The following is a 13330-nucleotide window of genomic DNA, read 5'->3' on the forward strand; positions in this document are numbered from 1 at the left end:
AGTGAGCCGAGCGCGTCCTTCTATGACTTCTGCCGTAGGACGGGTATCGCTCCGGTGCCAGGGCGGCGCGGGTGGTATGACCCGAAACTCATTCGCGCGCGATTGGATGCTGTTCAGGGCATCAGCGCGGCAGAACGCGAGGCCACTTCGCAACCGAGCCTCGTTGCACAGCGGAGAGCGCGCCGTGCCCAGAAGTAACCTTCCCAAGGGCGTCCACCGTGTCCGGCGCAAAGTTGTGTCTGGTGTTCGCTACCATTTCTATGCCTGGCGGGGCGGCCCCAAATTTTGGGAGGGGACGGACCCGAACCCCAAAGAGCCCGAATTCTTCCATGCGTTTTCGCAGTGCGGTACGCCCGTGAGCCCGGCTGAATATCTGACGACTCACTTGGTCGACGATTTTCTGTCCAGTGCGTCCTTGCCCAAGGCCGAGCGTTCAAAGGCTGATATCCGCAAATGGCTGGAACTGTTCCGCGAGGAGTTCGGTGCCGATCCTGTCGCGATGTTCGAAGAGCGCGCCTCAAGGGGCGAGGTTAACAATTGGCGCAAGAAGTGGCTTCATTCGCCCAAGCAGCACGATATGGCAGGCACCCATGCGACGCGCGTCCTCAATTGGGCGGTGGAAGAGGGGAAGCTGAAAGAGCACCACTGCCACAAGCTCAAGAAGCTCTACCAATCGAACCGCACAGAAATTATCTGGACTAGCGGCGATATCGCTCAGTTCAATAAGCACGCACCGAAATGGGTGCAGAGGATCCTGACCGCCGGATGCGAAACCGGTTTGCGAGCGGCCGATCTGGTTCAGGTCAAAATGGACCAATTCGAAGACACGCCGCACGGCAAGCGCCTTCGTTTCAGGACCAGTAAGCGCGGCCAGATCGCATATATCCCTGCCACATCGGCACTTGAGAAATTGATCGCAGAGACGCCGGAAGGCCAAGAGGTGTTGCTGGTGTCAGAGCTTGGCAGGCCTTTGACGGCCCGTTGGGCATCGAACCAGATCACCAAGTGGCGGCGCGAAGCTCAGGTCCCGCCTTGGATCGATGGCAGGGAGAAAACTTTGTCCGATACGCGCGGGACAGCGGCGACAAGATTGCTGAATGCCGATCTGTCTTTGCGCCAAATCGCAGTTCTGATGGGTTGGTCTGTTCGCTACGCGGCGCAGGTAATCGAGCATTATGCGCAGGTTAGCCCGGACGAAAGCGATGCGGTTCTGCGCAAGCTCAATCGAGCAAAATCACTGTCTCAAGACACAAAAATGTAAACGCCCCTGTAAACGCGGGGCCTCAAACACGGCAAGGAGTGATGTAAGTGATTGTTTTTAAATGGAGGCGAGTACCGGAATCGAACCGGTGTACACGGATTTGCAATCCGCTGCGTCACCACTCCGCCAACTCGCCTTTTCAAGTAAAATCAAATACTTGCTGTGGTGTGGCAGGCGTTTTAACACCTTTCGTCAGGGGCGTCCAGTGGGTTGATTGCAAAAATCCACCTCCATGTGTTGCGGCATGGCGCGGCGCGACACCAAGTCTCTGCGATCTGGTGAAACTTTCGACGTTGCAGCCGTTGCCGGTTTCTTCTGGATGTGGCAAAAGCCGGGAACACTAGGGAAAAACATGGGCGATCCAATGACAGATTTCGCAACCCGGCGCCGCACGATGGTCGATACGCAGATCCGACCTTCGGATGTAACGAAATTCCCCATCATTGACGCCATGCTGACCGTTCAGAGAGAGAATTTTGTACCTGACGCTCAGCGTGAAGCGGCTTACGCCGAAGGCGTGATCGACCTTGGTGGCGACCGTTGCTTGCCCGAACCGCGGACATTGGCCAAAATGCTGGATGCGCTGAATATCTCGAATGACGAGGCTGTTTTGGATATCGCCCCGGCTCTGGGCTATTCCACTGCGGTTGCCGCGCGTATGGCGCAGTTGGTGGTTGCCGTGGAAGAAGATGAAGATATGGCCGCCGAAGCGCAAACGATCTTGATGGAAGCAGACGCCGACAACGCGATTGTACATGTTGGGCCGCTGGCGCAGGGCGCGACCGAACACGGCCCCTATGACGTCATCATGATACAAGGCGGGGTTGAGCAGGTTCCCGAGGCATTGATCGCCCAGTTGAAGGATCACGGACGCATTGCCTGCCTGTTCGTCGAAGGAGAGCTTGGAACCGTTCGGATCGGGCATAAATCCGGCGGTCGGGTGACGTGGCGTCATGCATTCAACGCCAATGCCCCGGTTTTGCAGGCATTTTCCGCCGAGTGTGCATTTTCGCTATAATTTCATCGCTTATTTTTCTGCGACCTTGATTAGTTGAAAACATCGGCGCAAACTACGCTCAGGGCAGCGTAATTTTGATTTGAGAAGGATTTCGACATGCGTTCAAGGACAGGGGGAAAGCTAACAAAGGCGATGGCGCTGACTGCGGGGCTCGCGCTCAGTGTTGTACCAGGGCGTGCGGTATGGGCTGATAACCTGACCGACGCGTTTATCGGGGCTTACAATACAAGTGGGCTGCTGGAACAGAACCGCGCCTTGTTGCGCGCGGCTGATGAAGACGTCGCAATCGCGCTGTCAGCGCTGCGCCCGATCATCAACTGGGCGGTCGAGGTCAGTCAGAATTACAATCGCAACAGCACGAGCGCTGGTGTTGTGCGGGATGAGCCAGCCAACTTTTTCACCGGCCTCACCCTGAGCCAGCTGATCTATGATGGCGGCTTCTCGGTTCTGGGCAAGCAATCGGCGCAGGAAACGGTGCTGGCCACACGGCAAACCTTGCTGGACGTCGAACAGGACGTCCTGTTTCGCGGCCTGAACGCGTATTTGGGTGTTCTGCTGCAAGAAGAAACCGTTCAGATTCGCCTGAACAACGTGGATGTGTCTGCCGAAGAATTGCGTGCCTCTCAGGACCGCTTTGATGTGGGTGAGGTGACCCGGACGGACGTCGCGCTGTCCGAAGCACAGCTGGCCAGCTCGCAAGCGGATCTAGCGGTTGCGCGCGGTAACCTGAGCATTGCGCAGGCGGAATATGTGAACGCCGTGGGCAAGGCGCCAGGCCGTACTGCCGGTCAACCAAGCCTGCCGAACCTGCCGCGATCCGAAGGTGAAGCCGTTAGTCTTGCACAGCGCAACCATCCGGCTATTCAGTCAGCGCAACATCAGGTGCGGGCACTGGATTTGTTCGTTCAACAGCAGCGTGCCAACCTCGGTCCGAATGTCAGGCTGAATGCTGACGCGGGCCTGCGCGAAAGCTATGACAACGATGACAGCCTCGAAGATGCGACTGTCGCGTTGCGCTTTGAACAGCCGATCTATGCCGGTGGCCGTCTGGCCGCCACGGTCCGTCGGGCAATGGCAACTCGCGACGCATCGCGCGCCAATTTGCTGAACGTCCAAAAGGATATCACCCAGGGGGTCGCGGACGCCTATGCCGCTTACCAGGCCGCCAGTGCCAGCCTAAGGGCGTCTACGGAACGGGTCCGGGCCTCGCAAGTGGCGTTTGACGGTATCCGCGAAGAAGCAACCTTGGGTGCGCGGACCACGCTGGACGTGCTGAACGCGCAGCAGGATCTATTGGACGCGCAATTGGCCGAGGTTGCATCGCGCACCGAACGGTCGCGTGCCGCTTATCAACTGCTGGATGCGCAGGGTTTGCTGACGGCTGAACGTCTGGGTCTGGCTGTCCAGATTTATGATCCAACCCTGTATTACAACTTGGTTAAAAAGGCTCCGGCGCAGATCAGCAGGCAAAGCCGGGACCTGGATCGCGTCCTCAAAGCGTTGCGTCGCGACTAAGGGCCAATACTACCTGTTGTTAGGACCGGTTTGTTTAGCTACACTCGATCCCGAGGATAGAGCGGTAGAGAACAATGACGGATAAAGTCGTAAAAGCGGGAATCGAGGACGTCTTGTCCTCGATTAAGCGTCTGGTCACCGAAGAAGATCGTAAAATTCCGGGTGTTATGGCGTCATCCAACACGCGCAAGCCCGGCAGGCTGGTTCTGACCGACGCATTGCGAGTCGGTGAAGTGGCCGTGAAAGAGAAGCCTCAGCCAGAAAAAGCGGAACCGATTTACAAGGCCGAAGATTCTGTCAAACCGATGCTTCTGCGGGCTTGTGATATCGTGAAACATGCCGAACCCGCGGTCGAACAGCAAACCACGACTGAGCCAGAGGACGGCCTGACCGGCAGTCTGAGCGCTAAGATCGAAGCGCTGGAAACCGCAATTGCGCGAACCGAAGATCAGTGGGAGCCGGACGGCGACAGCGAAGATGCTTATTCCGGCACGCCGACAAAGCCGCTGGAGTGGGCGGCGGAGGTCGAGACACCGGCAAAACCGCTGGAGTGGGCCGCAGAAGATGAGTTCAACATCACCTACTCGGCAAAGATCAGCCAAGCTGAAACGATACACGAAGACGTTGACACAGCCACAAAGGCAACCTTCGTCCGGGACCCTGCGGTCGTGGCGTCTGCGCAGGCGGTGAAATCAGAAGCAAAAGAACTGCACGTGCGGCCAACTGGCAAAAATGCGCAGACTGCAGGCAAAGACTTGCCAGTGATGAACACAGCTCCTCTGGCTACCGGACAAAGCGCGCTGACCTTGGACGAAGACGCAATGCGGGGTCTGATCGCACAGGTCGTTCGGGAAGAGCTGCAGGGCGTTCTAGGCCAGCGTATCACTCGCAACGTTCGCAAGATGGTGCGGCGTGAGATTTACCGCGCACTGGCCGAGCGCGAGGTCGATTAACCCTTAGGGCCGCTTCGGCGGCCGGGCCATACCCAGCAGGCGATCCAGGTCCATATGCTGTTCCAGATGGTCCGCCAGCGCGTCCAGCGTATCCTCGACCCCATCCTCATATGACAGGTCCGATTCTGCGCCCAACTGCTGCAGGTAGCGGGCGCGGAAAGCGTCAGAAGAAAAGATGCCGTGCAGGTAGCTCCCGCGGATGCGGCCTGTGCTGTCAGCAGCACCTTCCGGCCGCTCTTCGATCTCAAGCCAGGCGCGATCGCAATCGGGACCTTCGGTTCGGCCCATGTGAATTTCATACCCGGTGACTGGCTCATGCCCCGGAATGGTGCGTGCCGTGCGCAGTGTGACCTGCTTTTGGCCTGCCATGAGGGTGGTCACGTCCAACAAGCCCAGCCCGTCAACAGTGCCGGGTCGGCCATCGACGCCATCGGGATCGGCGATGGTTTTGCCCAGCATCTGATAGCCACCGCACAGGCCCAGCACATGGCCACCCCGGCGAACATGGGCATATAGGTCGATATCCCAGCCCTGCGCCCGGAAATAGGCCAGATCGCCGATGGTGGATTTGCTGCCGGGTAACAGCACCAGATCGGCATCACCCGGCAAAGGACGCCCGGCTGGGATGATTTCAACGCTGACCCCCGGTTCGGCGGACAGCGGATCAAGATCGTCGAAATTCGCCATGCGTTCCAATTGTGGGACAACCACTTTGCAGGCCCCGCCACTGTGCGAGCGAATGTCCATCATATCCTCAGCGGGTAATTTCCAGGCGTCATGAAACCACGGAACTACGCCCATGCATGGCCATCCTGTACGGGTGGCGATGTCGTCACGTCCCTCATCAAACAGGGAGACGTCGCCTTTGAACCGGTTGACGGCGAAACCTGTGATCATCTCAAGATCACCGGCATCCAAAACCGCCTGCGTGCCGACGATTTGCGCAATGACTCCGCCTCGGTGGATATCGCCCACCAGAACGACCGGTACATCAGCGGCACAGGCAAAGCCCATATTAGCAATATCGCCCTTGCGCAGGTTGGTTTCAGCCGGGCTGCCGGCACCTTCGATCAGCACCAGATCGGCATCGCTGCACAGCCGGTCAAAACTTTCAAGCGCGGCATCCAACAGCTTGGACTTGTCCTTGCGATAGTCGCCCGCCTTCATCGTGCCTGCACGCTGACCCTGAACAATGATCTGAGCGCCGGTGTCCGTTTCCGGTTTCAACAGAATCGGGTTCATATCCGTATGGGTCGGACGCTTGGCAGCACGTGCCTGCAGGGCCTGGGCGCGGCCAATCTCGCCACCATTCTCGGTCACGGCGGCGTTGTTGGACATGTTCTGCGGCTTGAACGGCGCCACTTTCAGCCCGCGCCGCGTATAAGCGCGCGCAAGCCCGGCCACCAAAACTGATTTTCCGACATTGCTGCCGGTGCCCTGAATCATGATGGCGCGAACCATGGTCGTCTCCTATACGTTAGGGCGCAGATGACCTGATTTGACACCAAAGGGAAAGCCCCGGATGAACACGCCCGCGCATCTTTTGATCGGCGCTGCCGCTTTTGCGCGGCCTGCGCGGGGGGCCATTCTGTGGGCTGCGGTGCTGGGCTCGGTTCTGCCCGATCTGTCGCTGTACGTCATGGCTGGGGTGTCCTTGCACGTCTTGAGCATCCCGCCACAGGTCGTCTTTGACGAACTATACTTCTCACCAGCCTGGCAGACGGTGTTTGCCATCGACAACTCATTCATCCTGTGGGGGGTGGCGTTGATGCTTGGGTACTGGCGGGGATGGCGGTTTTTGACGGTCACCGCATCCGCAGGGCTGCTGCATCTGTCGATGGATTTCCTACTGCATGCCGGTGACGGTCGGCCGCAATTCTGGCCGCTGAGCGATTGGGTCTTTCACAGCCCGGTCAGCTATTGGGACAGTGCATATCACGCGCTTTTGGTAGCGCCTGTTTCTGTTGTTATATGTGCTGGTTCTTATGTGGTGCTATGGAACAGGGGGCTGTCAGCGCCCGCCAAGTTATTCTTTACCGCATTGTTGGGGGCCGAGATTTGGGTTGCCCGCCAATGGCTGCTGTTTTTCTGACCCGGAAATAGAAAAACGCGCCCGGAAAGTGGGCGCGCTTTTTCCTGCAGATGTCGCCTTGGTTTAAGCGGCTTCTGCCTGCTGAGCGGCATTACGACGCTCGCTTTCTTCACGCGACAGCGCGACCGAGGTACGCACGCCACGACCAACGAACTCCATCAACCCGCCGACAACCCGCTCGTTGGGGTCGATACCTGCGCAGGACAGCACCTCGCGGCCATCGCGCGAGCGGGCCCAACGGGCGATCTGTTCCGGGCCGTTGCCGTATTTCTTGTCATCGGCAATAGCGTCGTCCAGTGCAGCCAGCACAACGGCTGCGAAAAGTTTGCGTGCACGATTGCCTTGCTCATTGTTAAAGGCAGTGCCGTCAACGAAATCTCTCATCTCGTCTTCCTTGTTGTTCTTGCTCTTGCATTTTCGGCGTGACGGTCCTTATGACCTATTAGATGTGATTCGGATACAGCTAAAATGCATAGTTGCGTTGCGTCATTTGCATAGCTTGCTGCAAGTGCAGCACTAGGTCTCGTTGTCTTGTCAGGTGTGGTTACGCCAGATATAGGGACGGGAACTGACGCATCAACCGTTTGTGAAGGATTTATGTGATGCCCAAGATAAATGGGAACGAAATTCGCCCCGGCAACGTGCTTGAGCATAACGACGGGCTGTGGGCTGCTGTTAAGGTCGACCATGTAAAGCCCGGTAAAGGCGGTGCTTTTGCGCAAGTCGAACTGCGCAACCTGCGCAATGGTTCGAAATTGAACGAACGTTTCCGTTCGGCGGATAAGGTCGAGCGCGTGCGTCTTGAACAGAAAGATCAGCAGTTCCTGTACGAATCTGACGGCATGCTGGTGTTCATGGATTCTGAGACCTATGAGCAGATCGAACTGCCCGCTGAACTGTTGGGTGAACGTCGCCCGTTTCTGCAGGACGGCATGACCATCGTGGTCGAATTCTATGAAAGCGAAGCACTGAACGCCACATTGCCGCAAAAAGTGACCTGCAAGATCGTCGAGACCGAGCCGGTGGTCAAAGGTCAAACTGCTGCAAACTCGTTCAAGCCAGCCATTCTGGATAACGGCGTCAAGGTCATGGTACCGCCCTTCATCGGTCAGGATGAGATGATCGTGGTGAACACCGAAAGCATGGAATATTCCGAACGCGCGTAAATCGGTGCTTTGGCAAAACACGAAAAGACCGCGACGGCAGGGGCCGCGCGGTCTTTTTTTAGTTTAGCTTTCTAGGCCGACGATATCGTTCTGGGTTCGGACCGAACAATTCCAGCATCAGGTCGTATTTGATGCGGTTGGCACTGACTTGTCGGTAAAAGGCGATCAAAAAGGCCGTGGGGCCCTGAATGCGGCCAAGACCGCTGGTGGCGGCGACCACGGTGCCCACATCCGTTTTGCCATTCAGAACCAGGTACCCGCCCAGCATCAGAACACCGACCGTGCCTGCGCCATTAATTACGCTCAGCAGAAATTTGGCGGACAGCTTCCACAGGAACATGCGGCGGCGCGTGTTGTAGATATCGTCGAACTGAGCCTCGATATCGCGCGCCACAGCGTCAATGTCTTCGGTCGTCAGCCTGTCGGTAGAGCTGCGCAATATGCGGACCCTTTCGGCAACGAAGACGTTCACCTTTCGCTGCGAGACCAGCACAATCACGATCTGCGGCACGATCATTGAAAAGGCGATCATGCCCAGCCCGGGTTGCGTTGATGAGATGTAGCCAATGACGCTGATCAGCGTGCCGATCTGCACAACCGGGTCTGAAAAGGCGCCACCGGCGAACTTTCCCAACTCCTCGGCCTCGGCGGAAATAGCCGTGGTCATGGTTCCCGAGCGCATTTTCTCACCGGTTTCACTCAGGTCCGATGAGCGCAACAAAAGCCGCTGGCGGATCATGCGGATCAGATCCTCGCCCAGCGTCCCGGCGCGATAGCCCAGCAGCCACTTTAAGGCGAGGCTCAGCAGGATGACCGACATCATGCCTGCACCCAGATATAGCAATCGCTCGGTGCTGATATCGTTCGAGGTCAGATGGTTAACGATATCGCGCTGAAACTCTAATGGCACCGCAGCAAGGCCTGCGATGGCGATGGACAGGACAATAAGAATGATTTGCCGTCCGGCGCTGGCACGCCAGATCGCAGCGTATAACTTAAGCATATGCGCATCCGTTCAGTGGACTGACCGCAGTGTGGCAGCGCCCCGAAAGGGTTCAAAGGGTACCGGGCCGCGCAACGGTTCAGCCGTGCCGGAATAGCAACATGTTAGGCGTCAAGCGTGACGGTGGCCTCGGCGGCATGCATATCGTCGTTGGCGCGGTCAAACCTCAGATAGGCGATCCCCTGACCGTTCGATTGGGTGAACAAGGTACCGGCCGGTTTGCCGCCAGATGTAATTTCGGTCCCAACGGGCGCGGTGCCATTAACCCGAACGCTACGCAGCCCTTTGCGCAACTCGGTCTTATGCTTCATCCGGGCGGTGACTTCCTGCCCGACATAGCACCCTTTTCTAAAATCGACGCCGTTCAGGCCCTCGAATCCAGATTCAAGGATATAGCTGTCGGGGGTCAGCTCGATACCGGTTTCCGGTATGCAGTGTCGCACGCGGATGGCGTCCCAATCCGTACCATCGTCGCCTTCGGCCTCGACCGTATACGCCCGCCACCCCATATCTGGATGGCGCGGGTCGGGCAGGGCGCCTGCGGGTGCCGGGCCGGTGCCGCGTTGCAGATTCAGGCCGCTATCTTCGATCGAAACATCGGCGCGCAGCTTGTACATGCCCAGCCGCTTGACGAACCCGTCGGCGATATCCTCGGCGACATCCAGTAGCACCGTATCGCCGTCACGTTTCAGAAAGAAATCCGCCAGATACTTGCCCTGCGGGGTCAGCAGTGCGGCATAAACCAGTCCCTGATCCAGCCCGGAAATATCATTGGTGACCAGCCCTTGAAGAAAGCTGTCAGTGTCCGACCCGCTAAGGCGCAGAATACGGCGATTGGGCATGGGGTGGTCCTCGTCTTTTCCCTTGGCCCCGTGATATAGGAGATCGCGTCGCCATGACCAGAGGATATCCGCCTTGCCAGCACCAATCAGCATCGTCATCCCGACCCTGAACGCGGCAGAGGCTTTGTTGGAGTCCTTACCGGCTTTGATGGAGGGTTTGCACACGGGGTTGGTCCGAGAGCTGATCGTTACCGATGGCGGTTCAACCGACCAGACCCTTGAAATTGCGGAAGAGGCAGGGGCTGAGATCGTGACCGGGCCGCCCTCACGCGGGGGGCAGTTGCTGCGGGGCTGCGCGGTAGCCAAAGGTGAATGGCTTTTGGTTTTGCACGCCGATACCGTCCTGCAAGAAGGGTGGAGCAAGGACGTCGGAGAGCATCTGCCCACGGGCAACCCCGCGGCTTTTCGTCTGACCTTTCAGGCCAGCGGGTTTTGGCCAGCCTGGGTTGCGGGCTGGGCCAATCTGCGCAGCCGGGTGTTTAGCCTACCTTATGGTGATCAGGGGTTGCTTGTGCCGCGTCGCGCCTATGACAAAGCCGCAGGTTACCCGGACCAGCCGTTGATGGAGGACGTGGCGCTGGTGCGCGCCTTGCCCCGCATCACCCTGCTGAGCACCCGCGCGGCTACGAGCGCGGACCGCTATGCGCGGGCGGGGTGGGTGCGTCGGGGCGTGCGGAATCTGTGGACTCTGACAAGGTATTTTCTTGGAGCTGATCCGGAACAGCTGGCGCAGGCGTACCGACGCTAAGCGTTGTGCGCAGTTCGACAATGGATTTGCCCAATCGGAAGGGCGCGGCAAAGCTGACCAGACACAGGGCGACGATTTGCAACACCAGTATATGCGCGTTTTCCTGCAGGTATTCCCATTCGTCTTTTAGCTTTCCGACCTGTTCAACCAGGTCATCATAGCTTTGGGCAAGGATCAGATAATCCCCGGCAATGGCGGGCACTTTCCGGCGCATGTTGTCGATCGCAACCTGTGTTGCATCGTCCAGCGTGGTGAAAACAAGGAACTGATCGATGCTGAACGCATCGGCCTTGGCGGCCATAGCGCGAATTTCCTCCTGTTCATCTTTCGCTTGCCCGCCAAGTAGGAAATGCAACCCCTGTAGCGGCGCCACTTCATTGGTCACAGCGATGAACAAAGGCAGGTCAGCATTACTGGCTGTTGAGGCCGAAAGGAATTCAACCTTATCGCACAAAACGGCGGTGTCCGGGTCATAGGCCGGATCGCAGAACCGCAGTCGGAATCGCGCGGCGTCGCGATCAAAAGCAAGCGTCGCGGCATAAGCCACATCGATTTGCCGGTCCAACCGCGAACTGTCCGAGGTGTAGAGTCCGGCCAGAACCGCCACCAGTGCGCCGATCCCGCCCAGAACGACCCAGACAAGGTCGGCCAGCTTCCATGCCCGGTGCCCGGCCGGTTTGCGAAATAGAAACGCGGTGCCAACCGAGCCAATAATAAAGAACAATATCAGCAGGGGCAGTTGATTTTCGGTCACAAATGTCATGACACCAAAGTGACCGCGCGCCAGCGCGCTGGCAACACTCCTCACGTTCAGTTGTAGAGATTTCGCATCAATAGGGCTTGGCCTGCAGGGCAGCTATCTTGCGCTGGTCAACGGCACAATCACCGCTTCCTCCTGCGGTGGAAACCCAAACAGACTCACCGAAAACATTCTCAAAACACTGATCGAAGCTGCGTTGTGATCGGCCTCAACCTGTGCAAATAACTTAGCCGGTCCGATTTGCAGGACAGTTTCTTCCTTTACGAAAGGTTCGGATGTGACCCTGTTTGTCATTGCCATCATTTTGACGGCGGCGGTGTTGCACGCGGTTTGGAATGCGATTGTCAAAACCGCGGCTGATCGGACCACCACTCTGGGTCTGGTGGCGTTGGGGCATGTCATTCCAGCAACGGTAATGATCCTGTTGCTGCCACTGCCCAGTGCCGAAAGCTTTCCATACATCCTGATCTCAACCGTGGTGCATTTCGGCTATTATTTCATGCTCGGCAAAGCCTATCAGCACGGAGACCTAAGCGTCGTATACCCAATTGCCCGCGGTATCGTTCCGGCGCTTGTATCGCTGTGGGCGATGCTGTTGGTGGGCGAGGTGCTGCCGCTGCAAGCGTGGGGTGGGATCGCCCTGATTGCTGTTGGTATCCAGCTCAGCAGTTGGAAGGCATTGCGCTCTGGTGTGGGCCGTTGGGCCCTTGGATTTGCACTGGGCACGGGCTTTTGCATCTCGATATATTCGGTCGTGGACGGTATTGGCGTGCGCTTGTCCGGCAATACGCTTAGCTACTGGGCCTGGGGTGCGTTTCTGCATCTGTTTATCGCGGGGTTTGTTGGTATCCGTCGACGGAAGACCCTGGCTGAATTGCCTGCCAAAGTCTGGATGATCGGCATTCTGGGCGGGCTTGTTTCGATGACAGCCTATGGTCTTGTGCTTTATGCCAAGAACTTCGCACCGCTTGGTGCAGTTTCGGCGCTACGGGAAACCTCGGTTATTTTCGCGGCGCTGATCGGGTTTGTTTTCCTGAAAGAGGGGAACTGGATGCGGCGGCTTGGTGCAGCGGTTCTTATGGCTGTCGGAGTGGCGCTGATAGGCCTGTCCGTCTGATAGGCCTGCGACACAGCCTTGCTGAAGTCGCCCCCGATCTCTCATAGTAGCGAAAGAAAAGGGAGCGTTTTCATGACCAAAGAGATTGTTCTGATCCACGGTGCCTTTGCAGGGCCATGGTGTATGCAGGATTATGCCGGGTTTTTCCGCGACCGGGGCTGGACCGTTCACACCCCCGCGTTGCGCTATCACGGCGGGGACTCAAAGGCCGAACCCGACCCGCGCCTGACCGATACCAGCGTGATGGACTATGCCAACGACATAGCAGAGTTCGTGCAGGGGTTGGACAGCAAACCGGTTCTGTTGGGCCACGCCATCGCCGGAGTTGTGGCGCAGCAGGTGGCTTCACGCGGGTTCGCCAGTGCGCTTGTCCTTATCAACCCGAACGCGCCTTGGGGCACTTTGCCTGAAACCGATGACGAACGCGCCATCCCGCGTGCTTTGATGGAGGGCGGGGCCTTCTGGAGACAACCCATGCGGGTCGAGTTCGACCTGATGGCCCCCTTCGCGCTGAACAAAATGCCCGAGGCGCAACAGCACGCGGTGTTCGACCGTTTGGGCGCCGAAAGCGGGCGGGTGATGTTCGAGATGTTTTTTTGGATGTTCGACGATCACCACGCTATGAAGGTCGATATCGACAAGGTCGACTGCCCGGTGCTGGTCGTATCAGGGACTGAGGACAGGGCGGTGAACCCCAACACCTGCCGCGCCCTGGCCGATTTGTATGGTGACCGAGCGACTTTCATGCCCGTCGAGAACCACGCGCATTTCTTGTTTATGGAGCCCGGCTGGGAAAAGCCCGCCGCGCAGATCGCGGAATGGCTGGAGCAGAAGGTGGGCTAGCCCGCCCACCTT

Annotated in this window: 13 protein-coding genes and 1 tRNA gene; 9 read left to right on the plus strand and 5 right to left on the minus strand. The window is 58.0% G+C overall.

Annotation, left to right across the window (positions count from 1 at the left end; all coding sequences use genetic code 11):
- The first annotated feature begins 184 nt into the window (after window positions 1-184).
- Complete coding sequence (locus ACR0LY_RS00635; RefSeq protein ID WP_170349193.1) at window positions 185-1261, plus strand: tyrosine-type recombinase/integrase; 1077 nt, start codon at window positions 185-187, stop codon at window positions 1259-1261.
- Window positions 1262-1323: 62 nt separating this feature from the next.
- On the opposite strand, the gene ACR0LY_RS00640 is transcribed toward ACR0LY_RS00635, so the two are convergent.
- Window positions 1324-1397: transfer RNA gene (locus tag ACR0LY_RS00640), tRNA-Cys, on the minus strand.
- A 228-nt stretch (window positions 1398-1625) separates the two neighbouring features.
- Between ACR0LY_RS00640 and ACR0LY_RS00645 the strand changes: the two genes are divergently transcribed.
- The 3 genes from ACR0LY_RS00645 (at window position 1626) to ACR0LY_RS00655 (ending at window position 4747) form a co-directional block, all read left to right on the plus strand.
- Complete coding sequence (locus ACR0LY_RS00645; RefSeq protein WP_170349438.1) at window positions 1626-2279, plus strand: protein-L-isoaspartate O-methyltransferase family protein; 654 nt, start codon at window positions 1626-1628, stop codon at window positions 2277-2279.
- Window positions 2280-2375: 96 nt separating this feature from the next.
- Window positions 2376-3794 (plus strand): TolC family outer membrane protein, encoded by a 1419-nt coding sequence (locus ACR0LY_RS00650; RefSeq protein ID WP_170349192.1) that lies wholly within the window; start codon window positions 2376-2378, stop codon window positions 3792-3794.
- A gap of 74 nt (window positions 3795-3868) precedes the next feature.
- Window positions 3869-4747, plus strand: a complete 879-nt coding sequence (locus tag ACR0LY_RS00655; protein WP_170347761.1) for a hypothetical protein — start codon at window positions 3869-3871, stop codon at window positions 4745-4747.
- Window positions 4748-4750: 3 nt separating this feature from the next.
- Here the strand turns inward: ACR0LY_RS00655 and ACR0LY_RS00660 are convergent, their stop codons facing one another.
- Window positions 4751-6208, minus strand: a complete 1458-nt coding sequence (locus tag ACR0LY_RS00660; RefSeq protein WP_170349191.1) for a cobyric acid synthase — start codon at window positions 6206-6208, stop codon at window positions 4751-4753.
- A gap of 61 nt (window positions 6209-6269) precedes the next feature.
- Here ACR0LY_RS00660 and ACR0LY_RS00665 point away from each other — a divergent pair, with 61 nt between their 5' ends.
- A complete protein-coding gene (locus ACR0LY_RS00665) occupies window positions 6270-6839 on the plus strand; it encodes a cobalamin biosynthesis protein CobQ (protein WP_170349190.1) in 570 nt (189 codons plus the stop codon).
- A gap of 63 nt (window positions 6840-6902) precedes the next feature.
- Here the strand turns inward: ACR0LY_RS00665 and ACR0LY_RS00670 are convergent, their stop codons facing one another.
- On the minus strand, window positions 6903-7223 hold the full coding sequence (locus ACR0LY_RS00670; RefSeq protein WP_008757056.1) for a DUF6280 family protein: 321 nt from the start codon (window positions 7221-7223) through the stop codon (window positions 6903-6905).
- Window positions 7224-7441: 218 nt separating this feature from the next.
- Between ACR0LY_RS00670 and efp the strand changes: the two genes are divergently transcribed.
- Window positions 7442-8005 (plus strand): elongation factor P, encoded by a 564-nt coding sequence (gene efp, locus ACR0LY_RS00675; RefSeq protein WP_170349189.1) that lies wholly within the window; start codon window positions 7442-7444, stop codon window positions 8003-8005.
- 58 nt (window positions 8006-8063) lie between these two features.
- Here efp and ACR0LY_RS00680 read toward each other — a convergent pair whose 3' ends face one another.
- Entirely contained in the window at window positions 8064-9008 is a 945-nt protein-coding gene (locus tag ACR0LY_RS00680) for an ABC transporter transmembrane domain-containing protein (RefSeq protein WP_170349188.1), read from the minus strand.
- 104 nt (window positions 9009-9112) lie between these two features.
- Window positions 9113-9850 carry a CAF17-like 4Fe-4S cluster assembly/insertion protein YgfZ gene (ygfZ, locus tag ACR0LY_RS00685; protein ID WP_170349187.1) on the minus strand — a complete coding sequence of 246 codons (738 nt, stop codon included), beginning with the start codon at window positions 9848-9850 and terminating at the stop codon, window positions 9113-9115.
- Window positions 9851-9923: 73 nt separating this feature from the next.
- Here ygfZ and ACR0LY_RS00690 point away from each other — a divergent pair, with 73 nt between their 5' ends.
- From ACR0LY_RS00690 to ACR0LY_RS00700, 3 genes are all read left to right on the plus strand, one after another.
- On the plus strand, window positions 9924-10598 hold the full coding sequence (locus tag ACR0LY_RS00690) for a TIGR04283 family arsenosugar biosynthesis glycosyltransferase (protein ID WP_170349186.1): 675 nt from the start codon (window positions 9924-9926) through the stop codon (window positions 10596-10598).
- A 1037-nt stretch (window positions 10599-11635) separates the two neighbouring features.
- Window positions 11636-12475: an EamA family transporter gene (locus ACR0LY_RS00695; protein WP_170349185.1), complete on the plus strand. Its 840-nt coding sequence runs from the start codon at window positions 11636-11638 to the stop codon at window positions 12473-12475.
- Between the two features lie 72 nt (window positions 12476-12547).
- On the plus strand, window positions 12548-13318 hold the full coding sequence (locus ACR0LY_RS00700; protein ID WP_170349184.1) for an alpha/beta hydrolase: 771 nt from the start codon (window positions 12548-12550) through the stop codon (window positions 13316-13318).
- Window positions 13319-13330: the final 12 nt, after the last annotated feature.

It is taken from the genome of Ruegeria sp. BC5 (assembly GCF_056539205.1).

Excerpts from the sequence above, each read along its gene's own strand:
- ACR0LY_RS00645 (WP_170349438.1), top strand. The coding sequence starts at position 1,626 with ATGACAGATTTCGCAACCCGGCGCCGCACGATGGTCGATACGCAGATC.
- ACR0LY_RS00650 (WP_170349192.1), top strand. The coding sequence starts at position 2,376 with ATGCGTTCAAGGACAGGGGGAAAGCTAACAAAGGCGATGGCGCTGACT.
- ACR0LY_RS00655 (WP_170347761.1), top strand. The coding sequence starts at position 3,869 with ATGACGGATAAAGTCGTAAAAGCGGGAATCGAGGACGTCTTGTCCTCG.
- ACR0LY_RS00660 (WP_170349191.1), bottom strand. The coding sequence starts at position 6,208 with ATGGTTCGCGCCATCATGATTCAGGGCACCGGCAGCAATGTCGGAAAA.
- ACR0LY_RS00665 (WP_170349190.1), top strand. The coding sequence starts at position 6,270 with ATGAACACGCCCGCGCATCTTTTGATCGGCGCTGCCGCTTTTGCGCGG.
- ACR0LY_RS00670 (WP_008757056.1), bottom strand. The coding sequence starts at position 7,223 with ATGAGAGATTTCGTTGACGGCACTGCCTTTAACAATGAGCAAGGCAAT.
- efp (WP_170349189.1), top strand. The coding sequence starts at position 7,442 with ATGCCCAAGATAAATGGGAACGAAATTCGCCCCGGCAACGTGCTTGAG.
- ACR0LY_RS00680 (WP_170349188.1), bottom strand. The coding sequence starts at position 9,008 with ATGCTTAAGTTATACGCTGCGATCTGGCGTGCCAGCGCCGGACGGCAA.
- ygfZ (WP_170349187.1), bottom strand. The coding sequence starts at position 9,850 with ATGCCCAATCGCCGTATTCTGCGCCTTAGCGGGTCGGACACTGACAGC.
- ACR0LY_RS00700 (WP_170349184.1), top strand. The coding sequence starts at position 12,548 with ATGACCAAAGAGATTGTTCTGATCCACGGTGCCTTTGCAGGGCCATGG.